General features: G+C 65.8%; 26 protein-coding genes. 13 read left to right on the top strand and 13 right to left on the bottom strand.

Going from position 1 to position 24,100, the window contains the following annotated elements; all coding sequences use genetic code 11:
• Positions 1-86: 86 nt before the first annotated feature.
• From LH19_RS08175 to LH19_RS08145, 7 genes are read right to left on the bottom strand one after another with little or no spacing between them, the layout of a single operon-like run.
• On the bottom strand, positions 87-1,106 hold the full coding sequence (locus LH19_RS08175) for a DUF2889 domain-containing protein (RefSeq protein ID WP_054726935.1): 1,020 nt from the start codon (positions 1,104-1,106) through the stop codon (positions 87-89).
• Between the two features lie 19 nt (positions 1,107-1,125).
• On the bottom strand, positions 1,126-1,920 hold the full coding sequence (locus LH19_RS08170) for an SDR family oxidoreductase (protein ID WP_054726932.1): 795 nt from the start codon (positions 1,918-1,920) through the stop codon (positions 1,126-1,128).
• Between the two features lie 24 nt (positions 1,921-1,944).
• Entirely contained in the window at positions 1,945-2,739 is a 795-nt protein-coding gene (locus LH19_RS08165; RefSeq protein ID WP_054726928.1) for an SDR family oxidoreductase, read from the bottom strand.
• 1 nt (position 2,740) lies between these two features.
• On the bottom strand, positions 2,741-3,559 hold the full coding sequence (locus tag LH19_RS08160; protein WP_054726925.1) for an SDR family NAD(P)-dependent oxidoreductase: 819 nt from the start codon (positions 3,557-3,559) through the stop codon (positions 2,741-2,743).
• A complete protein-coding gene (locus tag LH19_RS08155; RefSeq protein WP_201258447.1) occupies positions 3,559-5,049 on the bottom strand; it encodes a class I adenylate-forming enzyme family protein in 1,491 nt (496 codons plus the stop codon). The genes LH19_RS08160 and LH19_RS08155 overlap by 1 nt, the downstream gene beginning before the upstream one ends.
• 8 nt (positions 5,050-5,057) lie before the next feature.
• Positions 5,058-5,822, bottom strand: a complete 765-nt coding sequence (locus tag LH19_RS08150; RefSeq protein ID WP_054726918.1) for an SDR family NAD(P)-dependent oxidoreductase — start codon at positions 5,820-5,822, stop codon at positions 5,058-5,060.
• On the bottom strand, positions 5,819-6,583 hold the full coding sequence (locus LH19_RS08145; protein WP_054726916.1) for an SDR family NAD(P)-dependent oxidoreductase: 765 nt from the start codon (positions 6,581-6,583) through the stop codon (positions 5,819-5,821). The genes LH19_RS08150 and LH19_RS08145 overlap by 4 nt, the downstream gene beginning before the upstream one ends.
• An 84-nt stretch (positions 6,584-6,667) precedes the next feature.
• On the opposite strand from LH19_RS08145, the gene LH19_RS08140 reads away from it, so the two are divergent.
• Genes LH19_RS08140 through LH19_RS08120 form a run of 5 tightly spaced genes read left to right on the top strand, consistent with a single transcriptional unit; the run spans position 6,668 to position 11,155 of the window.
• The gene (locus tag LH19_RS08140; RefSeq protein WP_054726913.1) at positions 6,668-7,447 is read left to right on the top strand and encodes an enoyl-CoA hydratase/isomerase family protein; all 780 of its coding nucleotides are present in this window, start codon (positions 6,668-6,670) and stop codon (positions 7,445-7,447) included.
• Position 7,448: 1 nt separating this feature from the next.
• Positions 7,449-8,360, top strand: a complete 912-nt coding sequence (locus LH19_RS08135; RefSeq protein ID WP_054726908.1) for an SDR family oxidoreductase — start codon at positions 7,449-7,451, stop codon at positions 8,358-8,360.
• The gene (locus LH19_RS08130) at positions 8,357-9,112 is read left to right on the top strand and encodes an enoyl-CoA hydratase/isomerase family protein (protein ID WP_054726905.1); all 756 of its coding nucleotides are present in this window, start codon (positions 8,357-8,359) and stop codon (positions 9,110-9,112) included. Before LH19_RS08135 ends, LH19_RS08130 begins: the two co-directional genes overlap by 4 nt.
• Positions 9,112-10,263, top strand: a complete 1,152-nt coding sequence (locus LH19_RS08125) for an acyl-CoA dehydrogenase family protein (protein WP_054726903.1) — start codon at positions 9,112-9,114, stop codon at positions 10,261-10,263. Before LH19_RS08130 ends, LH19_RS08125 begins: the two co-directional genes overlap by 1 nt.
• 4 nt (positions 10,264-10,267) lie before the next feature.
• Positions 10,268-11,155: an acyl-CoA dehydrogenase gene (locus tag LH19_RS08120; protein WP_054726901.1), complete on the top strand. Its 888-nt coding sequence runs from the start codon at positions 10,268-10,270 to the stop codon at positions 11,153-11,155.
• 6 nt (positions 11,156-11,161) lie between these two features.
• On the opposite strand, the gene LH19_RS08115 is transcribed toward LH19_RS08120, so the two are convergent.
• A complete protein-coding gene (locus LH19_RS08115) occupies positions 11,162-11,725 on the bottom strand; it encodes a TetR/AcrR family transcriptional regulator (RefSeq protein ID WP_054726899.1) in 564 nt (187 codons plus the stop codon).
• Positions 11,726-11,788: 63 nt separating this feature from the next.
• Here LH19_RS08115 and LH19_RS08110 point away from each other — a divergent pair, with 63 nt between their 5' ends.
• The 3 genes from LH19_RS08110 to LH19_RS08100 are packed head-to-tail and all read left to right on the top strand — an operon-like array spanning position 11,789 to position 15,279.
• Positions 11,789-12,982, top strand: coding sequence for a cytochrome P450 (locus LH19_RS08110; protein ID WP_054726897.1), 1,194 nt, complete (start codon positions 11,789-11,791; stop codon positions 12,980-12,982).
• Between the two features lie 24 nt (positions 12,983-13,006).
• Complete coding sequence (locus LH19_RS08105) at positions 13,007-14,488, top strand: aldehyde dehydrogenase family protein (protein WP_054726894.1); 1,482 nt, start codon at positions 13,007-13,009, stop codon at positions 14,486-14,488.
• Positions 14,489-14,490: 2 nt separating this feature from the next.
• On the top strand, positions 14,491-15,279 hold the full coding sequence (locus LH19_RS08100; RefSeq protein WP_054726892.1) for an SDR family oxidoreductase: 789 nt from the start codon (positions 14,491-14,493) through the stop codon (positions 15,277-15,279).
• Here the strand turns inward: LH19_RS08100 and LH19_RS08095 are convergent.
• From LH19_RS08095 to LH19_RS08075, 5 genes are all read right to left on the bottom strand, one after another.
• On the bottom strand, positions 15,276-16,781 hold the full coding sequence (locus LH19_RS08095) for an AMP-binding protein (RefSeq protein ID WP_062912896.1): 1,506 nt from the start codon (positions 16,779-16,781) through the stop codon (positions 15,276-15,278). The genes LH19_RS08100 and LH19_RS08095 overlap by 4 nt on opposite strands.
• Positions 16,778-17,548: a FadR/GntR family transcriptional regulator gene (locus LH19_RS08090; RefSeq protein WP_054726890.1), complete on the bottom strand. Its 771-nt coding sequence runs from the start codon at positions 17,546-17,548 to the stop codon at positions 16,778-16,780. The genes LH19_RS08095 and LH19_RS08090 overlap by 4 nt, the downstream gene beginning before the upstream one ends.
• Positions 17,549-17,657: 109 nt before the next feature.
• The gene (locus tag LH19_RS08085; RefSeq protein ID WP_054726888.1) at positions 17,658-18,518 is read right to left on the bottom strand and encodes an SDR family NAD(P)-dependent oxidoreductase; all 861 of its coding nucleotides are present in this window, start codon (positions 18,516-18,518) and stop codon (positions 17,658-17,660) included.
• On the bottom strand, positions 18,511-19,014 hold the full coding sequence (locus tag LH19_RS08080; RefSeq protein WP_145923417.1) for a Rossmann-fold NAD(P)-binding domain-containing protein: 504 nt from the start codon (positions 19,012-19,014) through the stop codon (positions 18,511-18,513). The genes LH19_RS08085 and LH19_RS08080 overlap by 8 nt, the downstream gene beginning before the upstream one ends.
• Complete coding sequence (locus LH19_RS08075; protein ID WP_082395500.1) at positions 19,011-19,892, bottom strand: SDR family oxidoreductase; 882 nt, start codon at positions 19,890-19,892, stop codon at positions 19,011-19,013. The genes LH19_RS08080 and LH19_RS08075 overlap by 4 nt, the downstream gene beginning before the upstream one ends.
• Positions 19,893-19,970: 78 nt before the next feature.
• On the opposite strand from LH19_RS08075, the gene LH19_RS08070 reads away from it, so the two are divergent.
• From LH19_RS08070 to LH19_RS08050, 5 genes are read left to right on the top strand one after another with little or no spacing between them, the layout of a single operon-like run.
• Positions 19,971-20,834 (top strand): SMP-30/gluconolactonase/LRE family protein, encoded by an 864-nt coding sequence (locus tag LH19_RS08070; RefSeq protein WP_322787405.1) that lies wholly within the window; start codon positions 19,971-19,973, stop codon positions 20,832-20,834.
• Complete coding sequence (locus tag LH19_RS08065; RefSeq protein WP_054726883.1) at positions 20,827-21,249, top strand: nuclear transport factor 2 family protein; 423 nt, start codon at positions 20,827-20,829, stop codon at positions 21,247-21,249. Before LH19_RS08070 ends, LH19_RS08065 begins: the two co-directional genes overlap by 8 nt.
• A 41-nt stretch (positions 21,250-21,290) precedes the next feature.
• Positions 21,291-21,749: a MarR family winged helix-turn-helix transcriptional regulator gene (locus tag LH19_RS08060; protein ID WP_054726882.1), complete on the top strand. Its 459-nt coding sequence runs from the start codon at positions 21,291-21,293 to the stop codon at positions 21,747-21,749.
• Positions 21,746-22,813: a phosphotransferase family protein gene (locus LH19_RS08055; protein ID WP_054726880.1), complete on the top strand. Its 1,068-nt coding sequence runs from the start codon at positions 21,746-21,748 to the stop codon at positions 22,811-22,813. Before LH19_RS08060 ends, LH19_RS08055 begins: the two co-directional genes overlap by 4 nt.
• A gap of 5 nt (positions 22,814-22,818) precedes the next feature.
• Positions 22,819-24,093: an acyl-CoA dehydrogenase family protein gene (locus LH19_RS08050; protein WP_054726877.1), complete on the top strand. Its 1,275-nt coding sequence runs from the start codon at positions 22,819-22,821 to the stop codon at positions 24,091-24,093.
• Positions 24,094-24,100: the final 7 nt, after the last annotated feature.

The raw sequence follows: 24,100 nt of genomic DNA, 5'->3' as shown, positions 1-24,100 counted from the left end.
CCTCGCTTGGCCAGTTATATAACTAAGTCTAACAAGACAGACAAGTGGATTACGCCTTCCGCTGCGGAAAGGACGAAAAAATCGCGCTACTCGGCCTCTTTCGGTAACAAACTTGCCAAGACGGGGACGTCGGCCAGCGCACGCAGGACGTCATTGAGGTGGGTGCAGCCGACCGTGCCGACCAGCGTGTCGAGAACCGCCTGCCGGAACTCGCCGACGTGCTGCCCGACCATCCGCGTCGCCTTCATCGAGGCGCCGGGGCATTCGCGAAACGGCAGGATAAGCGGCAGCGCCTGCAGCGAAAGCAAGGTGCCGTCGCGTTCGTCGACCTCTGCATAAACGCGATATTCGTGAATCGCGGTACGCGTCCCCTGCGGGTTCGGGCCGCTGTCCTGAAAGGCGGCATCGACCTTCAGTACCCCTTCGCCACGCCACACGTCGATTCGCCGTGCCCGGCGGGCGAGCGGGCGTCCCTGTTGCACCGGCATTTCGTGCCAGCCGATAGGGTCGTCGGGATTCGCCAGCGGACCGACCTCGGTCGCCGACTGGTCGCTGTGATCGACGTCGCCGTCTGCGGTCAGCGAACTGCCGCCTTCGGTGAAGCCGGTGCAGATATTGACCATCCGCCCCTTGCTGCTCGCGCCCGATCTGGCGCGGTTGCTCGCCATCCGCTGATGCCAGTCGTCGCGCCAGCGCGACCAGATCCACCCGGCGACAAGGCTGGCACCGGCATAATCGTCGAGCACCTGGAACAGCGGCGTGCCGCGCAGGTCGCCCAGCACGTCGGCCAGTGCCGTCCGGCTCGCCCCGCCCGCGCGCACCCCGACCATCTCGTCGACCCGTGGGTGGTCGGCGGAGATATCGATCGCCAGTATCTCGCGCAGCGGCGACGCCTTGATCGTGAAACCGCCGCTCGCAACCTCGATCGCACCGCCATCGAACGGCGTCAGCAAGTCGCGTCCCCGCCCGGTCATGATCCACGGTTCGCCGAAGCCGTCGGGCCAGTCCGAATCGATCGACGTGGTCCGCCGGATCGACCCCGGACGGCGCAGCGGCGCGGGACCCGCCGACTGGCGGGCAAACGGAAACTGCTGGGGTGCGTTCAAATCTCTGTCCTGTTCCGGTCTATTTGGGCGGCATGCGGATCGCGCCGTCGAGACGCAGATTCTGCCCGTTGAAATAGCTGTTGCGCGCCAGCTCGAGGACAAGCGACCCGAATTCCTCGGGCTTGCCGAGGCGCTTTGGAAACGGCACCGACGCCGCCAGCCCTTCGAAGATCGCGGGCGCCTTGTCCTTCACCGCCAGCATTGGAGGGGTCGCAAAAATGCCGGGCATGATCGAATTGACGCGGATGCCGACGTCCATCAGGTCGCGCGCCATCGGCAGGACAAGGCCGTTCACGCCGGCCTTCAAAGAGCCATAACCGACCTGTCCGATCTGCGCATCCTGCGCCGCGGCCGAAGCGGTGAGCACGATCGCGCCGCGCTCGCCGTCCTCGTTCAGCGGATCGGCATTCGCCATGCCCAGCGCGGCGAGCGACGCGAGGCGATAACTGGCAATGAGAATGCCCTGCGCCGAAAAGGCATAGTCGTCGGTCGAATAGCGAACATAACCACCGGTGGCCTTGTCATAGCGGACGGTTTTGCCGCCCTTCGATATCTGTGCGCAATGGACGAGGATGCGTTCCTGCCCGTGGGCGGCGCGGGCGGCCTCATAACCCGCGACGACGCTGTCCTCGCTGGTGATATCGACTTTGCAGAACACGCCGCCGATCGCGTCGGCGACCGCCTTGCCGCCCTCTTCGTTGACGTCGAAGATCGCGACCTTCACGCCTTCGCTTGCCAGCGCCTCGGCGCTCGCGCGGCCGAGGCCCGAGGCGCCGCCGGTGACCACGGCCGCAATGTCACTTCCCAGTTTCATGTCTCTTCCTTCGATTGCTAATCGTTACTGCAGAACTTCGAGATTGCCACCATCGATCACGAGCACCTGCCCGGTGATGAAGCCCGCGCGGTCCGAGCAGAGGAAGGCGGCAGCGGCCGCCATATCCGCGGGCGTGCCCATGCGCGGGATCGGGTAAGCGGCGGTGCGCTGGGCGATATGCTCGTCGTAGGTCTGGCCTTGCCCCTCGGCGATCTTCGTGAACACCTCCTTGAACTGCGGCGTCGCGATCGCGCCGGTGCCGAGGGTGTTGACGGTGATGCCCATCGGTCCGAGCTCGGCGGAGAGCGTCTTGGACAGGGCGAGCGCGCCGACGCGGTAGGTGTTCTGCGCCGCGCGCGCGAGCTTGCGGTGCGGCGCCTTTACCGAGTTCGTACCGATGGTGAGGATACGGCCCCAGCCTTGGCGCTGCATATGCGGGACGACCGCCTGCACCGCCCAGCGGAAGGCCATGACATTATTGTTGTTCGCCGCCGCGAAGGTGTCGTCGTCGACCTCGAGGAAGCTGCCCTTGGGGCCGGAATCGACGTTGAAGATCAGGATATCGGGCGGGGCGAAAGCATCGGTTGCGGCTTGTACGGCTTTGGCGATCCCGTCCTTGCTGGTGCAGTCGGCGGAGATGCCGATCGCGTCGCCGCCGGCGGCCTGGACCTCGGCAACTGCCGCGTCGATGGTCGACTGGGTGCGCGCGGCGATGACGGTCTTGCAGCCTTCGCGCGCGAACTCGTGCGCGCAGCCGAGGCCGATGCCTTTGGAACCGCCGAAGACGAGCGCGACCTTGCCCTTGATCCCGAGGTCCATATCAGGGCGCCTTTCCTTGCTGGAGCTTGAGCCGGTCCTGCAGGATGTCGTTGCGGCCGGGCGACGCCGCGACGGTCGAGCCGCCGTCCATCTTGATCGTCGTGCCGGTGATATAGTCCGAGCGCGCCGAAGCGAGGAACAGCGCTGCATGCGCGATGTCGGCGGGGGTACCCGCGCGGCCGACAGGGACGGTCGCGCCATAGGCGGCGAGGCCTTCGTCGCCGAGCACGGCCTTGGCGCGGTCGCTGGCGACGAGGCCGGGGTTGATCGCGTTGACAGTGATGCCGTCGCCGACGACATCGCCCGCCGCGGCGCGGATGAAGGCGTCGAGCGCGGCCTTAGCCATGCCATAGGCGGTCATATTGGGAACGACGTTGAAGGTGCCGTTGATCGAACCGATCGCGATGAAGCGGCCGCCGTCGCGCGCCTGCGCAAGATGCGGGCGCGCCGCGTCAAGCAGCCACCACGCCGCCTTGGCGATGCTCGCGAAACCCGCCTCGAGCCGCTCGTCGTCGACATGGCCGAGCCCGCCGTGCGGGATGTCCGCGGCGGCGTGGACGATGATATCGACGCCGCCGAAGGCTTGCACGGTGGCTTCGACGAGCGCGCGGCAGTCGGCGTGTTTCGCGATGTCGGCGGCGAAACATTCGGCGATGCCGCCGACCTTCTCGACCCCCGCCTTGACGTCCTCGGCGTAGGAGATGGTGCGCGCGCCAAGCATCACTTCGGCGCCTGCGGCGGCGAAGGCCTCGGCGATGCCGCGCCCGACGCCCTTGCCGCCGCCGGTGACGATCACCGATTTTCCAGCGAAGCTTTCCATCAGCTCTCTCCTGCAAATAGCGCGCGCAGCCCGGGCGCCGATGGCTTCATCGACGGGGTGCGCGGGAAGTCGGGGACGATGCGGATATGAACCGGGACCTGATAGGCGATCAGCCGGTCCTTGAGCCATGCTTTGAGGTCGTCGGCCGCGGGCGCTGAGGCGCCGTCTTTGAGGATGATCGCGGCGGCGGGAACTGCGCCGAGGCGATCGTCGGGGACGCCGACGACGGCGGCCTCGCGGATCGCGGGATGGTCGTTGAGCGCGGTCACGACATCGTCGGGATGGATCTTGAAACCACCGCGGATGATCGCATTGTCAGCGCGGCCCCTGATGAAGAGGAAGCGGTCGGCGTCGAGGACGGCCCGGTCGGTGGTGCGCAGCCATTGCATGGCGTTGCCGAGCTGCTGGCCCTTGATCTCGAGCAGGCCTTCGGCGCCGTGCGGCAGGATCGCGCCGCTTTCGGCATCAACGATGCGCGCCTCGATATCGGCGTGGATGCGGCCGACGGCGCCGCGTTTCTCGGGCCAGAGTTTGCGGAAGTCGTCGATCGTCCAGCCCGCAATCGCGCCGGCGAATTCGGTCGCGCCATAATTGCTGCAGATCGGGATGCCATATTTGGCCATGAAGGCATCGACGAGGTCGGGGGCAAGCGGTGCGGTGCCGGTGATCAGCGACTTGAGGCTGGCGAGGTCGGCGGGATCGACGTCGGCATCGAGCAGCATGCGCACCGCCGAGGGCACCGCCGACGCGACCGCGGGGCGGTTGCGGCGCACCGCCGAGACCCAGGCGTCGACACTGAATTTTTCGAGCATCGCAATCCGCCGCCCCGCCGCAAGCGCACCGATGCAGCCATAGATGCCGCCGATATGGGTGAGCGGATTGACCACCATCGTGCAACCCGAATTGAGCCGGGCCGGGTCGTCGAAGCTGCGCCCGCGCTCATATTTGGTGAAGCCGCGAAAGCTCGCGTCGAAGGCGTCGCGGCTCAAGGGCACGCGCTTGGGCGTGCCGGTGGTGCCGCTGGTGAGCATCTCGATGGCGACGCCGGGCGAGGTCTGGATTTGGGTGCGAACTTCGCCCTGCACCACGCGGACGCCGCCCAGAAAAGGGTCGATCTCGATCACCGCCGAGCCGGCACGGGCGAGCGCTTCGGCGAGGCCCGGGCGCGCGAGGTCGGTGGCGTCGGCGATGATCGCGGGCAGGCCCAGCGTCTCGACGTCGGCGAAGAGCTTGGCGTCGGGCAGGATTGGGTTGAGCGTCACGAGGCAGCGGTCGGTCGAGAGCACCGCGACGATCGCCGCAACATGGCCGGGGCGGTTGCGGAGCATCACCCCGATGCGGGCGTCCTCGGGCAAGCCCATCGCGTCGAGCGCGGCCTCGATCGCGCGGACATTCTCGGCGATCTGGCGCCAGCTAAAGTCGGTGCCGCCGAAGTCGATCTGCGTCCGGTCGGGATCGAGCGCCATGATCGCGCGCAATTTTTCGGTCATCAGCGCCATCAGAGCGCGAGGCCTCCGCTCGCCTCGATCACCTGCCCCGTCACCCAGCGCGCATCGTCGCCGAGCAGCATCATGACCGCGCCGGCGATATCCTCTGGCTCGCCGAGGCGGCCCATCGGGGTGTGCTTGGCGGTGGCCTCGTCCCAGCCCGGCTGTTCCCGCAGCGCCGCGATGAATTCGGTCGCCACCGCGCCGGGGGCGATGCAGTTGCAGGTGATCTGCCGCTTGGCGACCGCCAAGGCTGTACTGAAGGTCAGGCTCTGGATCGCACGCTTGGTCATCGCATAGCTGGCAGCGAAGGGCTGGCCGACCTTGCCCGACATCGAACCGATGTTGACGATGCGCCCGCCGTCACGCAGCCGCGGCAACGCGGCTTGCGTGACAAAATGCGGGCCCTTGACGTTGACCGCGAAGAGTTCGTCGAACAGCGCCTCGCCCGCGCCCTTGAGCGTGCCGTCGCGCCCGCCGCGGCCGACCCCGGCGTTGTTAATGAGGATATCGAGATTGGGCGCGCCGCCGAATTCGCGGTCGCAGGCTGCGAATAGCGCCTCGATGCCCGCAAGCGACGAGACGTCGGCCTGCGCCGCGAAGGCCTTGCCGCCCGCCGCTTCGATCTCGGCGACCAGCGCCTCGGCGGCGTCCTTGCTGCCGGCATAGTTGACTGCGACATGCGCCCCCGCCTGACCCAGCCGCTGCACAATTGCGGCGCCAATGCCGCGCGAGCCGCCGGTGACGAGCGCGGTCTTGCCCCTAAGGTCGCTCACAGGAACAGCCCTCCGCTCGCTTCGACGATCTGGCCGGTGACCCAATGCGCCTCGTCGCGGCAGAGCATCATCACGGCGCCCGCGATATCCTCGGGCACGCCGAGGCGCTTCATCGGAGTGAGTTTCGACGTCGCCTCGGCCCAGCCGGGCTTTTCGGACAAGGTCTTGTTGAATTCGGTATCGACCGCACCGGGCGCGACGAGGTTACAGGTGATACCGCGCGGGCCGACGACGACCGCGGTGGACATGGTGAGGCTCTGCAGCGCGCGCTTGGTCGCGGCATAGGCGGCGAAAGGCGGCAGCGCCGAGCGTCCGCCGAGCGAGCCGATGTTGACGATGCGCCCGCCGTCGCGGAGGCGATCGAGGCAGAGCTGGGTGATGAAATGCGGCGCCTTCTGATTCACCGCGATCATCCGGTCGAACAATTCCTCATCGCATTTCCGGAGGCTGCCCGTGTCGCCCTCGCCGCCGACCCCGGCGTTGTTGACGAGGATGTCGAGATTGGGGGTGCCACCGAAGGCCATGTCGCAGGCGGCGAGCATCGATGTGATGCCCGCCATGATGCCGACGTCGGCCTGTATGGCAAAGGCCTGCCCGCCATCCGCAATGATTTCCGCGACGAGTGTTTCGGCAGCATCCTTGCTGCCAGCATAATTGACCGCGACATGCGCGCCGGCTGCGCCGAGTCGGCGGGCGATCGCGGCGCCGATGCCGCGTGACGCGCCGGTGACGAGCGCGGTCTTTCCGCTAAGCTCCGCCATTTTCTCTCTCCCCTAGCGTTTCGACATAATTGACTTAGTTATACAAGTCGTGCAAGCCCTGCCGAAAAGAAAATGGGAGCGGAGATGGCCGACCTGATCCTAAGCGAGCGCGAAGGCGCCTTGCGTATCCTGACGCTGAACCGGCCCGACCGGCACAATGCGATGGACGACGCAATGTCGTCGCTGTTCCAGAAATTGCTCGGCGAGGCGCTCGAAGAGACCGAGACCAGCACGATCCTGATCCGCGCCAACGGCAAGAGCTTCTGTTCGGGACGCGATACCAATGTGCTGGGGCATCGCGCGCGCGACGAGAGCGATTTCCACTTCGTGCGGCGGCACCAGGAGGGGCGGCTGAAAATGCAGGAATCGACCAAGCCGATCGTCGCCGCGCTGAAGGGTGGCGCGATCGGCGGCGGGTGCGAACTGGCGCTCGCGGCCGATATCCGCATCAGCGACACGACGCTGAAGCTGGCCTTGCCCGAGATCCTCTATGGCGTGCTGCCCGACACCGGCGGCACGCAGATGATGACCGCGCTGATCGGGCCGTCGCGCACCAAATTTATGGTGATGTCGGGGCAGAAGATCGACGCCGCGACCGCGCTCGAATGGGGGGCGGTCGACTTCGTCGTCGCGCCCGGGGAGCTCGACGCGAGGGCGCTGGAGATAGCGCGCGACATCGCGGCGCGGCCGCCGATCAACCTCGCGCTGGCGAAAGAGATGATCAACCTGATGCACGGCCCGACGATCCGCACCGGCACGCGCGCCGAACTCTACGCGCAGAGCTATCTCTTCAAGACCGACGACTATCAGGAAGCGCGCGCCGCGATCCGCGAGAAGCGCGCGCCGAGCTACAAGGGGAAATAGGATGGCGCTTCCTTCCCCTCCCCCGCTCGGCGCCAAGGCGCTGCCCGACGGCACCTACGATGGACAGGTCGTCGCGGTAACCGGCGGCGGGACCGGGCTCGGCAAGGGCATGGCGGTCGAGTTCGCGCGGCTGGGCGCGAAGATCGCAGTGCTGAGCCGCAAGCCCGACCATCTTGTCGCCGGCATCGCCGCGATCGAGGCGGTCGGCGCCGAGGTCATTGCGGTCGCCTGCGATGTGCGCGATCCCGATGCGATCGCGCGCGCATTCGACGAGATCGAGGCGAAGCTCGGCCCGGTCGATGTGCTGATCAACAATGCCGCGGGCAATTTCCCTGCCCCCGCCGAGGAAATGACACCGAACGGCTTTCGCACCGTCGTCGATATCGTGCTGAACGGCACCTATAATTGCAGCCGCGAGTTTGCGGTGCGGCGGCTGGCGGCGGGGTTGCCGGGGGCTATCCTGAACATCGGCGCGACCTATAGCTGGACCGGGGGGCCGGGCACGTCGCATTCGGCGGCCGCGAAGGCGGGCGTGACCAACCTCACCCAGAGCCTCGCGGTCGAATGGGCGCCCGACGGGATCCGCGTCAATTGCATCGCGCCGGGACGCTTCCCGCACGACGATCTGCCCGCGCATATGACGCGCCACCGCGAGGGCGAGCGCGGCGACAATACCATTCCGGGCATGCGCGTCGGCGAAGTGCGCGAACTGGGCTGGGCGGCGACCTTTCTCTGCTCGCCCTATGCGACCTATATCAGCGGGCACACGCTGGTGGTCGATGCCGCCAACTGGCTGCGCCGGTCGCTGGTGATGCCCGAGTTCGTGCCGATCCGCGAGCAGTTCGGCAAGCGCGCGATGGAGAGCGGCAGCGCGCGCGACGCGATCGCGAAGACGCGCGGGGACGGCGCATGAGCGAGCCACTCGTCTTGCGCGACGATGCGGACGGCGTCTGCACGCTGACGCTCAACCGGCCCGACAAGCGCAATGCGATCAACCGCGAGCTGTTCCGCGAATTTCGCGCGCATATCCGCGATATCGAGGAGGGCGTCGGCGATGCCGGGCTGGTGGTGATCACCGGCGCCGGCGAGCATTTCTGCGCGGGGCATGATCTGAAATCGCCGCCGCACGCCGATGCGCTCGGCTGGTTGCGGCAGGAGATGCTGATCGTCGAACGGCTCACGAAGCTGCGCCAGCCGGTGATCGCGAAGGTGCGTGGCACCTGTTACACCGGCGGGCTCGAACTCGCGCTCGCGGCCGATTTCATCGTCTGCGGCACGAGCGCACGCTTTGCCGACACGCACGGCAAATGGGGGCTGGTGCCAGGCTGGGGATTGTCGCAGCGGCTGCCGCGGCGCGTCGGGCAGGCGAAGGCGCTCGAGATGATGCTGACGTGCCAGCCCTATTCGGGTGAGGAAGCCGCGGCGATGGGGCTCGCCAATTATTGTGTCGCCGACGAGGCGCTCGACGCGAAGGTCGCCGAACTGACCGCGCTGATCCTCGGCAACAGCCGCCACAGCAATGCCGAGAACAAGCGCCTGATCTACGACACCGACGGCATGGGGATCGCCGCGGGGCTGAACCACGAACTGATGCGCAACGCAGGGTTCGATCCGGCGATGCGCAAGAAAGGCGAGCCAATCGCGGCTGCGAAAAGGGCTGTCTGATGGACATCGGATTTTCGCCCGAAGAAACGCGCTTTCGTGAGGAGTGCCGCGACTGGCTGCACGCCAATGTGCCCGCCGAGAAGCGCCCGCTCGATGCGTCCGATGCGATCGGGTTCGACAAGGCGTGGCAGCGGCGGCTGTTCGACGCCGGCTGGGCGGGGATCAACTGGCCGACCGACTATGGCGGACGCGGGCTGTCGATCGTGCAGCAGGTCATCTGGCTCGAGGAATATGCCAAGGCGCATGCGCCATGGATCGGCGCGAATTTCGTCGGGATCAACCATGGTGGCCCGACCCTGATTCTCAATGCGAGCGAGGAACAGAAGGCATATCATCTGCCGCGCATCCTGAAGGGCGAGGCGATCTGGTGTCAGGGCTTTTCGGAACCCGGCGCGGGATCGGACCTCGCGGGCATCAAGACGCGCGGGCGGATCGAGGGTGACGAGCTGCTCGTCAACGGCTCGAAGATCTGGACCAGCTTCGCGCATGTCGCCGACTGGCAGGAACTTGTGCTGCGGACCGAGGAAGGCTCGCTGCGGCACAAGGGGCTGAGCTGGGTGATTTGCGACATGCACGCGCCGGGCATTACCGTGCGGCCGATCCGCAAGATGTCGGGGCAGACCGAGTTTGCCGAGGTCTTCTACGACGATGTGCGTATTCCGCTGGCCAATGTCGTCGGCGGGCTCGGCAACGGGTGGAAGGTCGCGATGTCGACGCTCAGCTTCGAGCGCGGCACCGGCTTCATCGCCGACCAGGTCAAGCAGAGCCAGGAGATCGAAGAACTGATCGCGAAAGCCCGCGCAAAGGGCATGATCAAGGACGACCGCATTGCTGACAGTCTCGCACAGATGCGCTCCGAGGTCGCGGCGGTACGTGCGATGACCTACCGCAATATTTCCGAGGTCCTGCGGACCGGCCAGCCCGGACCCGAGGCATCGGTGATCCGCCTCTTCACCTCCGAACTCGGCCAGCGGCTCAAACGCATGGCGGTGCTGCTGAAGGGCGAGGACATCATCGACTTCGCTTATGGCGACGATGATGCGGTCGGCGACTATCTGCGCGGGTTCGCCGCGACGATCGCGGGCGGCACCGCGCAGATCCAGCGCGACATCATCGGCGAGCGGCTGCTCGGTCTACCCAAGTCAAGGTGATTCCATGGACCTGACCCCGAACGACGAACAGATCGCGCTCCAGACCGCGACCGCAGACTGGTGCCGCGATCATATGCCGCTCGCAGGGGCGCGTTCGCGGTCGGCGGGGCTATGGCAGCAACTCCACGCCATGGGATGGACCGGCATGACCGCTCCTGAAATGGGGCTCGACCACGCAACCGAAGCGCTGCTGTTCGCCGAACTGGGGCGGTTCCTTGCACCGGTCGCGCTGCTGTCGACCGCGGTCGCCGCACGCTGGACCGGTGCTGCCGGCAAGACGGCACTCGCCTTGCCCGCGCAAGAGGATGTTCGGATACTGGACGGGGTGGAAGCCTCGCGAGCGCTCGGCGCATTCGGCGACGTCTTGGCCGGTTTCCCGCTCGACGGCCAGCTATCGTCAATGTTTTCGCTCGACCAGTCCACCACGCTGGCACGGATCGCCCGTCCTGCGGCGATCGAGCCCGTCGACGACCCGCACGCCCTCCTCCACCTCCAACTCCTCACCGCCGCCTATGCCGTCGGCTGCGCCGATGCTGCGCGCGATATGGCGGCGGATTATGCGAAGCTGCGCGAGCAGTTCGATCGACCGATCGGCTGGTTCCAGGCGCTCAAGCATCTCTGTTCGGACATGGCAGTACGCGCGGCGGTCGCGCGGTCACAGCTCTATTACGCCGCCTGTACGCTCGACGCCGATGACCGCGATGCCGCATTCCATATTGCCGCAGCAAAACGGCTCGCCGATCAGGCCGCCCTCGATAACGGCCGCGCGAATATCCAGGTCCACGGCGGGATCGGCATGACCGACGAGGCGCATCCGCATTTGTGTCTGAAGCGCGCGCATTTGCTGCAGTTCATTGTCCCCGCCGATATGGCGGCGCTGCTCGCGGCCTGAGCAATGTCAGTCGTCGACGATGGCCTGAAATTCCTTTTCCAGCCAATGGCGCAGCCCCGGTTCGACGCGCCCTGCGAACTCGGCGAGCGGAAGCTGGTCGCGGTAGGCGAAGAAGCCGAGCGAGACCATCATGAAGCGCGCCGCCTTTACGTCGGCATCCTTGCCGCCGAACCAGTGTTTGAGCGGTTCGAACACGCGCTCACGCAGCAGCCGTTGCGCCACCGCGCGCGCTTCGCTGTCCGACGCGGCGCTGAACATCATCGGCAGCGGACTGATGCGATCGTCGTCGTCGGCAAAGCGCGCCATGATCGCCTTGCCGAAACCTTCCTTGGGCAGATCGGTCATCATGCGTGTGTTGAGCGCCGCATCGAGCGCGGCCTCGAACAGCTTCAGCTTGCCGCCGAAATAACGGCTGACCAGCGAAGGGTTGACGCCGGCAAGCGCGGTGATGTCGCGGACGCCGGCTTCGGCGAACCCCTTTTCGGCGAAGATTTGCTGCGCAGCATCAAGGATCGCCTGACGCGTCCGGTCGGCGTCGCGCGCAGGTGTATCGGTAATCGTCGTGGCCATGCTCACTCCCCGTTGACTCGATATGTAAACCGTCGTTTACATATGCGCAAGAGGAGAGGATAGATGACCGAGTCGTCAGCGCAACCGGTGCGAACACCGGTGCATGAGTTCGATTATATCGCCGACCCCGGCGTGCTCGCCGATTGCCACGCGCGCTATTGGGAGCTGAAGGAAACCGCCCCGCCGGTCTTCTGGACCAACGCCCATGGCGGCCATTGGGTGTGCAACACGGGTTCGTCGGTGCAGAATGTCGTGCGGCATCCCGAGATATTCTCGAGCCGTTACCTGTCGATCCCGCCCAATCCCGACCAGCCGAAGATGATTCCGGAGATGCTCGATCCGCCCGAGCACCGGCCTTACCGGCAGATGCTCCGCCCCTTCTTTGAATCGAAAGCCATCGAACCGCTCGAGGACCGGGTAACCGCCTGGACCGACCAGTTGCTCGACGGCGTGACCGGCAAAGGCGAATGCGAATTCGTCGAGGCGATCGGATCGCGCCTTCCCGTCGCGGTGTTCATGGAATTGTTCGGCTTTCCGATGGAGAAGTTCGACGAGTTCCGTCACCTCGTCACCGGCTTCTTCCATTCGCAGGCGAGCAACGAAGTTCGCAACAATCTGGCGCAGCAAATCGTCGGCCATCTCGCCGAGCTGATCCAGCAGCGCATGGCCGAGCCGCGCGACGACATGATCTCGAAAATCATTGTCAGCGAGGTCGACGGGCGCAAACTGGGTTTCGAGGAGCTGATGTCGATCGGCTTCCTGATGTTCCTCGCCGGACTCGACACGGTGACCAATGCGATGAGCTTCGGCATGCGCCATCTCGCGCACGACGATACCCTCCGCCAGCGTGCGATCGACGACCCGTCGGTGATCCCCAATCTCGTCGAAGAATTGCTGCGCCGCTACGCCTTCGTCGCGACGCCGCGCTATGTCGTCGAAGACACCGAACTCGAAGGCGTGAAACTGTTCGCCGGCGACTGCATCCTCGCCCCGTTGCCGCTCGTCGGCTGGGACGAAGGGCTGACCGAAGACCCGAAGACGGTGTTGGTCGAGCGCCAATTTTATCGGCACGCCGCGTTCGGATCGGGCATCCACACCTGCCTTGGCCTGCATCTGGCGCGGATGGAGCTGATCGTCTTCTATCGCGCCTGGTTCGGCCGCATCGGCCATTTCCGGCAAGTCACCAAGGGCGACGAGACCTGCCGCGGCGGCAGCGTGATGGCGCTCGAACATCTGCATCTGGCGTGGGACGCCTGACAATTTTAATCGGGAGACAAGATTATGGCAAGCGCACCCGCAGTCCATCTGCATCTGGGACATGAACAGCGCACGAGCGGAAGCGGCGGCACACACCCGCATCTGCATCCGGTCAAGCAGGTCGTGCAGGCGGACATTCCGCTTGCTGGCGCAAAGGAAGTCGAGGAAGCGGTCGCGAGGGCGGCGGCGGTGCAGGAAGACTGGCGCCGGACCCCGCCCGAAACGCGGCGCGACATTTTGAACCGGCTCGCCGACCTGCTTGAGGAAAACAAGCGCACGCTTGCCGAAATGGCCGCGCTCGACGGCGGCACGACGCTGATGGTCGGCGAGCGCGGGGTCGATACCGCGGTCGGCTGGACGCGCTATTATGCCGGCTGGTGCGACAAGATGTCGGGCGAGCTGATCTCGACCTTCGATACGCGCGGCGAACTCAGCTATACCGTGCCCGAACCGATCGGCATCGTCGGCATCATCATCACTTGGAACGGCCCGCTGATCTCGCTCGGCATGAAAGTCGCGGCGGCGCTCGCGGCGGGCAATTGCGTGATCTGCAAACCCGCCGAAATCACCCCGTTCGCGCCCGAGATGTTCGCCCAATTGTGCAAGCAGGCCGGAGTTCCCGACGGCGTGCTGTCGATCCTGCCCGGCACCGCCGAGGCGGGCGAGGCGATCGTCCGGCACAAGAAGATCCGCAAGATCAGCTTCACCGGCGGACCGATCACCGCGCGCAAGATCCTCACCGCGTGCGCCCAGGAGATCAAGCCGTCGGTGATGGAGCTCGGCGGCAAGTCGGCGAGCCTCGTCTTTCCCGACTGCGACCTCCAAGCGGCCGCCGAACGCGCGGTGTTCTGGACCGTCGGCTGCCTGTCGGGACAGGGCTGCGCCCTCCCCACCCGCCAGCTTGTCCACGCCGACGTCTACGACGATTTCGTCGCGCGGCTGAAAGTCATCATCGGCCAGTTCAAGGTCGGCGATCCGATGGACCCGACAGTCGCCGTCGGCCCGGTGATCAACACGGCAGCGGTCGATCGCATCCTCGGCATGTTCGAGCGCGCGAAAGCCGATGGCGCAGCGAAATTCGAGCTGGGCGGCGGTCGCTGCGGCGGCGAGTTGGCCGACGGCAATTTCATCGAGCCGACGCTGATCGTCGATGCCGACCCCGATCACGAGATCAGTCAGGTCGAGATTTTCGGCCCCGCGGTCGTGGTGATGAAATTCCACACCGAAGATGAGGCGGTCGCGATCGCCAACAACAGCGAATATGGCCTCGCCGCCTATATCCAGTCGAACGATCTGCAGCGCGTCCACCGCCTGTCCGAGCGGCTGAGCGCGGGCGGCGTCTATAACAATGGCGGTTTCCAGATCAATCCGCACACCCCATTCGGCGGCATCGGCATCTCGGGCTTCGGCAAGGAGGGCGGCAAGGCCGGGATCGACGAATTCCTGCACTACAAGACCGTCACCATCGGCGTCGGCGCCCCGATCTTCCCGAAGCAGGAGGCGTGATCATGGCCGATTTCACCAACGATCGCTTCCGTCTCGACGGCAAGGTCGCGATCGTCACCGGCGCCGGTGGGCGCGGCAACAGCATCGGGCGCGCCTATGCCGTCGGCCTCGCCAATGCGGGGGCGAGCGTCGTCGTCGCCGACCTGAACAAGGACGGAGCCGAACGCGTCGCGGGCGAGATCAACGACGCGGGCGGCAAGGCGCTGGCGGTGCAGGTCAATATCGCCGACGAAGCGTCGGTCGCGGCGATGATGGAGGCGACCAAGGCAGCGTTCGGCGGGCTCGACATTCTTGTCAACAATGCTGCGCTGATGGTCGAAGCCGTCGGCACCCCCGCGATCCAGACGAGCATCGCCGATTTCGACAAGCTGATGCGCGTCAACCTGACCGGCGCGCTGATTTGCTCGAAAGCCGCAGTGCCGCTGTTCCAGGCGCGCGGCGGCGGCAAGATCGTCAACCAGCTCTCGGCAGGCGGCTTCCCCGCGCAGACGACCTACGGGATCAGCAAGGTCGCGCTGCTCGGGCTGACGACGACGCTTGCGACCGAACTCGGGCGAATGAATGTCAACGTCAACGCCATCGCGCCCGGAATGACGATGTCCGATGCGGGCAAGGCGTTGACGCCCGACGAAAGCCCCTTCGTCCAGGCGGCAATGGCGCGCGTCGTGAAGCAGCCGCGGGGCGAGCCGCAGGATCTGGTCGGCGCGTTGCTGCTGCTCTGTTCGCCCGCCGGCGACTGGATCACCGGTCAGGCGCTCAACGTCGACGGCGGCTTCATCATGCGCAACTAGGCGCTGCGACGAAGCTCGTGCTTCAGCACCTTGCCCGACGCATTGCGCGGCAATTCGGGCAGGATACTGAGCCGTTCGGGGGTCTTCTGTTTCGCGATCCCCGCAGCAAAGAAATATTCGCGCAGCTCGTCGAGCGACAGCGTGGTATCGGGCGCAAGTACGACGCAAGCCCGCACCACCTCCCCCATCCGTTCGTCGGGTGCCGCCACCGCAGCGGCATCGGCGATCTTCGGGTGCGCGAGGAGCAGCGCCTCGACCTCTTTCGACGAGATATTCTCGCCGCCGCGGATGATGATGTCCTTCTTGCGGTCGGTGATCAGCAGATAGCCGCCCTCGTCGACACGGCCAATGTCGCCGGTGCGATACCAGCCGCCGGGAAGGAAGGCGCCCTCGTTGAGCGCCGGCTCGAAATAGCCCATGAACAACTCAGGACCGCGCGTGCAGATCTCGCCATCATTGGCCGGTGGAACGTCACTGCCTTCGTCATCTACGAAGCGCAGCTCCGAACCCGGTATGACCCGTCCTTCGGTGTGGAGCTGCTTGTCGAGCGGATCGTCGACCACCCCCGAGGTGACGGTGGGATGCTCGCTCGACCCGTAACAATGATAGACCGCGAGACCCTGTTCCTGACAGCGCGCGATCAGCGACGGCGGCACTGGTGCTGCGCCGACGAGATATTGGCGGAGCGAGCTGAGATCGTGACCGTGCGCGTCGGCGGCGGCAATCATCCCCGACAGGTGAAAGGGCGTACCCGAAGACGATGTGACCTTGTGCCGGTCGATCAGCTCGGCGGCGAGCGCCGCGTCCCATTGGTCCATCAGCACCAGCGGCGTGCCCTGACAAAGGAAGCGGTACATCGAGAGCGCGCCCGCAACATGCCCCGGCGGCCAGGGCGAGATGACGGCATCGTCGTCGGTGTCGCCGCGCATTTCGCGCATCGACGCCAGTTCGGCGAGAAAGGTTTGCGCCGAGTGCATGACACCCTTGGGATCGGCGGTGGTCCCCGAGGTATAGACCAGCAATGCAAGTTCGCCGTCGGCAACCCGCGCCGGTTCGGCGATCGGGCATGGCGCTTCAAGCGCTGCAAAGTCGGGACCGGTGACAATATGGCGATCGAGTGCCGGCAGCTCGCCGCAATCGGCAACGACCTGCCGATAATTGACATTGCGAAAGCGGTTGGGCGTGAATAGCCATCGCGCGCCCGACTGCCGCAGGATAAAACCGAGTTCCTTCGCGCCATAGATGGTGACGATCGGCAACATCACGGCGCCCGCCTGCGCTGCCGCGACCGCAACGACAAGCCATTCGCGCCAGTTCGGGACCATACACGCGACGATATCGCCGGGCGCGATTCCCGCCGCCGTCATGCGAGTTCCCATATGGCGCCCCGCCTGCACGACCTCGCCGAGCGTGGAAACCGCGGGCCGGATATCGGAGGCGACGGTCAGCGGCGCGTCCGGCGTCCGCGCCGCCGCGGCGATCATCGCCTCGATAAAGTTCATCCGTGGAGCGAGTCGACGATCCGTTCGGCTTCGCCGCGCGCACCCCAGGTCTCGTTCGCATTGCGCAAGTGCAGGCGCCAATGGGCGACCGCGCCCTCGACGTCGCCGTCCTCGATCATCGTCACCAGCTTCTCGAAGGATTTGTGTCCGGCGCGGAGGCTCTTGTACTTGTCCTCGGTCGTGCGCGGGTGGCGGCGCTGATAGTCGTTCTGATGATGGCGGCCGAGATCGAGCAACATGCGGTTCATGAAGCTCAGCGTCTTGTTGCCGGTCGCCTCGACGAGCGTCTGGTGGAAGATCGAGACATTGTCGACGAACTCGGCATAGCTCTCGGTCTTCAGCATCTCTTCGAGGTCGACTAGCACCTGCTTCAGCCGCGCGAAATCCGGCGTCTGTCCCTTGGCGGTCGCCAGCCAGCGCACGACGGTCGGCTCGATCGCGAGGCGCGCGGCGTAAAGGTCGGCGATCGTCGTGCCCTGCGCTTCGAGCACATAGCCGGCGTAACGCGACACCAGTTCGGTCGACGGCCGATGGACACGCGCGCCGCTGCGCGATCCGCGCACGACGCTGATCAGATTTTCGGCCTCGAGAATGCGGAAGGCCTCGCGCAGCGTCGGCCGTGAAATACCGAGCGTCGCCATCAGCGTGCCCTCGGGCGGCAGCGAATCCCCTTCGTTGAGTTCGCCGCGGACGATCTGGGCCCGGATCTGGTCTGCGACCAGTTCCGACGTCTTCGGTACCCGGATGCGTGCGTTGCCGTTTTCCATCTGCAAAATCCTGCCCCTGCCCCGGGATGTTGTTGAAATCGGGGTCTACCCTAGCGCGGTCTTTAGGGGTTTTGCCATACCCCCGCAATGTTCGCGCGATTTCTTTAAGTTAATGCCCAAAGGACAATCCTTCATTCAACGTCCATTTGCCGTTTTGGCCGCGCACCCAGCCCGACGACGCCCAGGTCCCGCCATCGACGGGAAGCAGCGTGCCGGTGATATAGGCCGCCATCGGACTGGCGAGGAACAACGCCGCATCGCCGCATTCCAGATCGACGCCTTCGCGCCCGAGCGGGATCAACCGGTTCATCGCATCGACCTCTGCGTCGCTACGTGACTTCCACGTCGCGGGATCGACCGGTCCGGCACGATTACCCTGATTTCCGGGGGTAATCGTGTGATCGGGTGCGATGCAGTTGACGCGGATCGCGTGCGCCGACAATTCGACCGCCATCGATTTGGTGAAGCTGAGCATCCCCGCCTTGCACGCGGCATAGACGGCGAAGTTGGGCGCCGCGCGGCTGGCCTCGATGCTCGCGACATTGACGATCGCGCCGCCCCGCCCGCCCGCGACCATATGCTTCGCCGCCGCCTGCGTCGCGATCAGCATCGACATCAGGTTGATATCGACATGCTTGCGCATGCTGCGCTCGCTCTGTTCGAGGAACGGCCGCGCCGACACGCCGCCGGCGTTGTTGATCAGGATATCGAGGCGGCCCCGCTCGCGCGCCGTCCGGTCGATCGCGGTCCGCAGCGCGTCGCTGTCCATCACGTCACCGGGGATAGCGATGGCGTGCACCCCATACTCCCTGACCCGCGCCGCGGCTTCCTCGGCGCGTTCCGGAAAGATATCGAAGATCGCAATATCCGCGCCGGCTTCGGCAAGGCGCAGCGCGATGGCACGCCCGATCCCGCCGCCGCCGCCGGTGACGAAGGCCGTCTGCCCGTCGAGCCGCATCCGGTCAGTCATCAAGGCCGATCCCCATCACCGTGCCGGTGACATAGGCGGCATAATCGCTCACCAGATAGGCGGCGAGATTGCCGAGCGTCGGGCCGTCTTCGCGCGTCAAGATGCTGTTCACGCGAATCCCGTCGCGCGCCCATTCGACCCCGAGCGTCTTGGTGAGGTTGCCGAGCGCGCCCGCCGCCGCGGCCTGATCGACGCCGAGCGCCTGTTCGGGAGCGCCGACGAACAGTACGGCGCCACCTTCACCGCGAACGCGACAGGCGGCGGCGAAATCCTTCGCGCCGAGAAAGCGGCGGTCGAGCCCCGCATCGAGGCTCGCGCGCCATTCAGCATGGGTCAGGTCGTGCGCTACCTTGATCGCCGTGGGCGGCGCGATGTGGATCCAGATATCGCAATCGTCATCGGCAACCAGCGTCGCCCCGGCCCCTTCCAACGCCCGCATAATCGCGTCATGGCTCCCCTCGACACGCGCGCGTTTGCCCGCCAGCCAGCCGCTCATTGCCAGCCCCACGGACCGTCGGCGCGTTCACGGGGCGGAACGAAGTCGGGCATAATCAGCGACCGGCGCAGGCTTTCGCCGCCGTCCTGCACGATCACCTGCCCGGTCATCCCGCCGAACAGCGGCGTGCAGGTCATCGCCGACAGCCAGCCGAACTCCCAGATGCTTCCGGTGCGACCCGCGGGGATCATGTTCTGCAGCGGCTCGACGCCTTCCTCGCGGCGCCCGGACACGGATCCTTCATGCGGAAAGAAACCGGCGGCAATGGCGTTGACGCGAATGCCGTACGGTGCCCAGTCGGCGGCAAGCTTCCGTGTCATCGTTGCCTGTGCGGTCTTCGCGGCCGCGCTGTGCGCATCGCCGGGGAAGCCGGTCCAGATATATTGCGCGCTGTTGTTGACGATCGCCCCGCCCTGCCCGGCAGCGATACGGCGCCGCGCAAATTCGGTCGAGCACAGAAAGGTCCCGTCGATCGCGATGCGGGTGACCGCATTCCACGCGTTGGGCGAGATATCCTCGGCAAGGACGGGAAAGTTGGCGCCGGCATTGTTGGCCAGCAGCGAAACCGGTCCGAGCGCGTCTTCGGCCTCGTCGAAGGCGGCCGCCACCGCGTCGGGCAAGCGGACGTCGCAGCTTATGGCATGGCTGCGGACGCCGAGCGCGGCAAGCTGCGCGGCGCCGTCCTGCGCGCGGTCGAGGCTGCGACCCATCACGACGACATTCGCTCCGCCCTGCGCAAACGCCTTGGCCATCGCGAGCCCCATACCCGAGCCGCCGCCGGTGACGAGGACGGTCTGCCCCGCAAAAATGTCGCCCGGATAGGGCGGCATGTCGAACGGCGGCGGCGTCGCCACGATATGATGTGCTGGAACCGGCAAGTCTCTCTCCCTCCACACAGGGTTGCGCGTTCGCCCGGCGCGTGTCAAGACATACATAACTAGGTTATATAGGAGAGGATGATGGAGATCGTCGCCGAGGGGCTCGCCTTTCCCGAGGGGCCGGTGGTGATGGCCGACGGATCGGTGATCGTCGTCGAACTCGCCGGCGGACGCATCACCCGCTGCTGGAACGGCCGCACCGAGACGGTCTGCGACATCGGCGGCGGCCCCAATGGTGCCGCGATCGGACCCGATGGTGCGCTCTATGTGTGCAACAACGGCGGGCTCGACCTCGTCAAATTCCAGAATGCGCGCGGACCGGGCCACGAGGGGCGCGTCGAGCGCGTCGATCTGGCAACCGGCAAGTTTGAGCGCCTCTACGATAGATGCGACGGCATCGCGCTTGAAGCGCCGAACGACATCGTCTTCGACGCCGACGGCCGAATGTGGTTCACCGACCTCGGCAAGACGCACGACGGCATCCGCACCGCGAGCGGGTTGTTCTGTGCCTTGCCCAACGGCTCGGCAATCACCGCGATCAACCGCCATGCGGTGTCGTATAACGGCGTCGGCCTCTCGCCCGGCGGCGAACATGTCTATGTCGCCGACACACATCAGGCCCGCTTGTGGCGTTACGATCGCAAGGTCGAAGAACAGCGGCCCGAATGGGTTTCGACCGCCCCCGGACCGGTCGGCTTCGACAGCCTCGCGGTGACCGCCGCCGGGCATATCTGCATCGCGACCCTCTATGAAGGCGGCATCACCACGATCGCCCCCGACGGCGCCTTGCAGAAGCACGACATCCCCGGCGAACGCTACGTCACCAACATCGCCTTTGGCGGCGAGGATATGCGCGATGCATGGATTACGCTTTCGACCAGCGGGCGGCTCATCAGGCTGCGCTGGGACGAACCCGGACTGGAGCTTCATTACAATGGCTGATCTTGCCGCCGACCGCGATGCGATCCGTGACCTGCTCGCGCGTTATACTTATAACGGCGATCGCGGGCGGCTCGACGCGATGACCGCCTGCTTCGCCGCGGACGGCGTGCTCGAGTATCTTGGCAAGGCGCCGCAAGGCCCCGCCGAGATCGAGGCATCGCTGTCTTCGGGAACGCGCGACCCGCGGCTGACCTTCATCCGGCATCATATCACCAACCCGCTGATTGCGGTCGATGGCGATGCCGCGACGGCGCGCAGCTATTTCACCGTGCACAGCAATTTCGGTCCCGACCATAGCGGCACCTACGACGACCGGCTGGCACGGACAGCGGACGGCTGGCGCTTCGCGCATCGGCGGGTGCGGATCGATTGGCAGGCCGAAGGATCGTTATTCGCGAAGATGACGAGCCGCTGAAGATTATTGACACTATGGTGTCAATTTGACATCGAAGTGCCATGTCACAGCGCTTCACCGATTTCGAACGATTCGCCGACGAGGTGTCGCGGCTGCGCGGGCGGATGCGCGCCCTCTTTGCCGACACCCGCGCCGCGAGCGGCCTGCCGGAGATGGAGCTGACCGTGCTGACCGCGGTGGTGAATGCCGCTGCGCCCCCGACGGTCGCACAGATCGGACGCAGTCTCGGGCACCCGCGACAGGTCGTGCAACGTGCCGCGAATCGCCTGGCCGAACTCGGCCTCGTCGCGTTCGGTAACAACCCCGATCATAAGCGCGCCTCGCTGATCGTCGCGACCGATGCGGGGCACGCGTTGAAAGCAGCCGACCATGACCGCGCCAGCGCGGTAACCCGGGCGGTCGTCAGCCGCGTCGGCAGTGAGGCCTTCGCCGATGCCGCCGCGCAGATACACGCGATCCGCACCGACATCGAAGCCTATCTGAGGGAGCGCGATGGATGAGCGACGAGGTGAAAGGGCTCGCTGATCCCGCACGGCTGACCGAATGGCTCGACGCACATATCCCGGCGCTCGGAAACGAGCCGCTGAAGGTCGAAAAGATTCACGGCGGTACGTCGAACGTCATCCTGTCGCTCGATCGCGGTGCGCAGACGCTGATCCTGCGCCGCCCGCCCGCGGTGCCGCCGCCGGGCAGCGAGAAGAGCGTGCTACGCGAAGCGCGGGTGCTGACCGCCTTGAACGGCACCGATGTCCCCCATCCTGTCTGTCACGGCAGCTGTGCCGACGCAGAGATCATCGGCGCGCCCTTCTATGTTATGGAATTGGTCGAAGGCTGGCCCGCCGACCTGACCGACGGCAAGATCCACGACCGCCCGCCCTTCGACAAGCCGCCGCATGCGCGCGAAGTACCCTTCGCAATGGTCGACGGGCTGATCGCGCTCGCCAATGTCGACTACAAGGCGGTGGGGCTGGAAGATTTCGGCCGCCCCGACAATTTCCTCGAACGGCAGGTCGACCGTTGGGAAGGCCAGATCAGAAGCTACAAACAGCTTTACGATTTCGAATGGCGCGAGCTGCCCGGCTATGCGCTCGCGCGCGATTGGCTGCGCGCGAACCGGCCCGCGGACTTCCGTCCGGGGATTATCCATGGCGATGTCGGCACGCCGAACGCGCTCTTCGCCTTCGATCCGCCGTGCCGGCTCACCGCGCTGATCGATTGGGAACTCTCGACGATCGCCGACCCGCTGCTCGACCTCGCCTGGTTCTGCAACGGCATTCGCGACGAGCGCTTCCCCGGCCATGTCCCCGAAAAGGCGCTCTACAATGTCATGGACTGGCCGACGCGGCAGGAGCTGATGGCGCATTATGCCGCGGGCACGGGCCGCAGCATGGCGAGCTTCGATTATTATCTGATCCTCGCCATGTTCAAGGGCGGCTGCATCCTCGAATATAAGGTCGCGCAGGCCGCAAAGGGCATTTTGAGCGCCGAGACCGGGCGCTTCTTCGACCGGCTGGTGCGCGGCAATTTCGCCGAAGCCGAAAAACTCATCCGCCTGATCGGCTAACCCCCATGATCGATTTCCGCATCGAACCCGAATTGCAGGCGAAGCTCGACTGGATGGCGACATTCGTCCGCGAGGAATGCGAGCCGATGGACCTGCTCTTCCCCGGCCATGGCGCGCCTTACGATGTCGCGAACAAGGAATCGCGCGCCTACATGGCGCCGCTCCAGGATCAGGTGAAGGCGCAGGGGTTGTGGGGTTGCCACCTCGACAAGGAACTCGGCGGGCCGGGCTACGGCCAGCTCACCCTCGCCCTGATGAACGAGATTTTGGGGCGCAGCTATTGGGCGCCGACCGTGTTCGGCACCGCCGCGCCCGACACCGGCAACAGCGAAATCCTCGCGATGTTCGGCACCGACGCGCAGAAGGCAAAATATCTGCAACCACTGATGGACGGCACCATCGTCTCCTGTTTTTCGATGACCGAGCCGCAGGCGGGCGCCGATCCCAAGGAATTCACCTGCCGCGCGTGGCGCGAAGGCGATGAGTGGGTGATCGAGGGCGAGAAGTGGTTCTCGTCGAACGCGCGCTTCGCGGCCTTCCTGATCGTGATGGTGGTAACAAACCCTGAAAATTCGCCGCACGGGCAGATGTCGATGCTGATCGTCCCCACCGACACCCCCGGGGTCGAGTTCGTCCGTCACTCGCAGACGATGGGTGACAGCAAGGGCGCGGACGATGGCACCCACAGCTATATCCGCTACAACAAGGTGCGCGTACCCTTGGACGCGATGCTCGGCGGACCCGGCGAGGGGTTCAAGGTGGCGCAGGCGCGGCTCGGCGGCGGGCGCGTGCATCATGCGATGCGCACCGTGGGCAAATGCCAGCGCGCGATCGACATGATGCTCGAACGCGCGGTGTCGCGGCGCACGCAGGGCAAGCAACTCAGCGAGCATCAGTTCGTGCAGGGCGCGATCGCCGATTCGATCATCGAGCTCGAACAATTCCGCCTGCTCGTGCTTAAGACCGCGTGGATCATCGACAACGAACCGCATGGCGCGGCGCGCACGCATATCGCGATGTGCAAGGTGCAGATGGCAAAGGTCTATCACGACATCGTCCAGCGCGCGATCCAGCTCCACGGCAGCCTCGGCATGACACTCGAACTGCCGCTCGCCGACATGTGGATGGGATTGCCCGCAATGGCACTGGCCGACGGCCCGACCGAAGTGCACAAGGTGCAGGTCGCCAAGGCGTTTCTCAAGAACGCCACTCCCGCTTCGGGACTTTTCCCGAGCGAGCATATCCCGACCCGGCTGGCGGCGATCCGGGCGCGGGGCTGAGAGGAAA

Source organism: Sphingopyxis macrogoltabida (assembly GCF_001314325.1).
GTDB classification, from domain to species: Bacteria; Pseudomonadota; Alphaproteobacteria; order Sphingomonadales; family Sphingomonadaceae; genus Sphingopyxis; species Sphingopyxis macrogoltabida.
This window is presented reverse-complemented; position numbering and strand designations above follow the sequence as displayed.

Coding starts and splice junctions, on each gene's coding strand:
- LH19_RS08170 (WP_054726932.1), bottom strand. CDS start 1,920: ATGAAACTGGGAAGTGACATTGCGGCCGTGGTCACCGGCGGCGCCTCG.
- LH19_RS08165 (WP_054726928.1), bottom strand. CDS start 2,739: ATGGACCTCGGGATCAAGGGCAAGGTCGCGCTCGTCTTCGGCGGTTCC.
- LH19_RS08160 (WP_054726925.1), bottom strand. CDS start 3,559: ATGGAAAGCTTCGCTGGAAAATCGGTGATCGTCACCGGCGGCGGCAAG.
- LH19_RS08155 (WP_201258447.1), bottom strand. CDS start 5,049: ATGACCGAAAAATTGCGCGCGATCATGGCGCTCGATCCCGACCGGACG.
- LH19_RS08145 (WP_054726916.1), bottom strand. CDS start 6,583: ATGGCGGAGCTTAGCGGAAAGACCGCGCTCGTCACCGGCGCGTCACGC.
- LH19_RS08140 (WP_054726913.1), top strand. CDS start 6,668: ATGGCCGACCTGATCCTAAGCGAGCGCGAAGGCGCCTTGCGTATCCTG.
- LH19_RS08135 (WP_054726908.1), top strand. CDS start 7,449: ATGGCGCTTCCTTCCCCTCCCCCGCTCGGCGCCAAGGCGCTGCCCGAC.
- LH19_RS08130 (WP_054726905.1), top strand. CDS start 8,357: ATGAGCGAGCCACTCGTCTTGCGCGACGATGCGGACGGCGTCTGCACG.
- LH19_RS08125 (WP_054726903.1), top strand. CDS start 9,112: ATGGACATCGGATTTTCGCCCGAAGAAACGCGCTTTCGTGAGGAGTGC.
- LH19_RS08120 (WP_054726901.1), top strand. CDS start 10,268: ATGGACCTGACCCCGAACGACGAACAGATCGCGCTCCAGACCGCGACC.
- LH19_RS08115 (WP_054726899.1), bottom strand. CDS start 11,725: ATGGCCACGACGATTACCGATACACCTGCGCGCGACGCCGACCGGACG.
- LH19_RS08110 (WP_054726897.1), top strand. CDS start 11,789: ATGACCGAGTCGTCAGCGCAACCGGTGCGAACACCGGTGCATGAGTTC.
- LH19_RS08105 (WP_054726894.1), top strand. CDS start 13,007: ATGGCAAGCGCACCCGCAGTCCATCTGCATCTGGGACATGAACAGCGC.
- LH19_RS08100 (WP_054726892.1), top strand. CDS start 14,491: ATGGCCGATTTCACCAACGATCGCTTCCGTCTCGACGGCAAGGTCGCG.
- LH19_RS08095 (WP_062912896.1), bottom strand. CDS start 16,781: ATGAACTTTATCGAGGCGATGATCGCCGCGGCGGCGCGGACGCCGGAC.
- LH19_RS08090 (WP_054726890.1), bottom strand. CDS start 17,548: ATGGAAAACGGCAACGCACGCATCCGGGTACCGAAGACGTCGGAACTG.
- LH19_RS08085 (WP_054726888.1), bottom strand. CDS start 18,518: ATGACTGACCGGATGCGGCTCGACGGGCAGACGGCCTTCGTCACCGGC.
- LH19_RS08080 (WP_145923417.1), bottom strand. CDS start 19,014: ATGAGCGGCTGGCTGGCGGGCAAACGCGCGCGTGTCGAGGGGAGCCAT.
- LH19_RS08070 (WP_322787405.1), top strand. CDS start 19,971: ATGATGGAGATCGTCGCCGAGGGGCTCGCCTTTCCCGAGGGGCCGGTG.
- LH19_RS08065 (WP_054726883.1), top strand. CDS start 20,827: ATGGCTGATCTTGCCGCCGACCGCGATGCGATCCGTGACCTGCTCGCG.
- LH19_RS08060 (WP_054726882.1), top strand. CDS start 21,291: ATGTCACAGCGCTTCACCGATTTCGAACGATTCGCCGACGAGGTGTCG.
- LH19_RS08055 (WP_054726880.1), top strand. CDS start 21,746: ATGAGCGACGAGGTGAAAGGGCTCGCTGATCCCGCACGGCTGACCGAA.
- LH19_RS08050 (WP_054726877.1), top strand. CDS start 22,819: ATGATCGATTTCCGCATCGAACCCGAATTGCAGGCGAAGCTCGACTGG.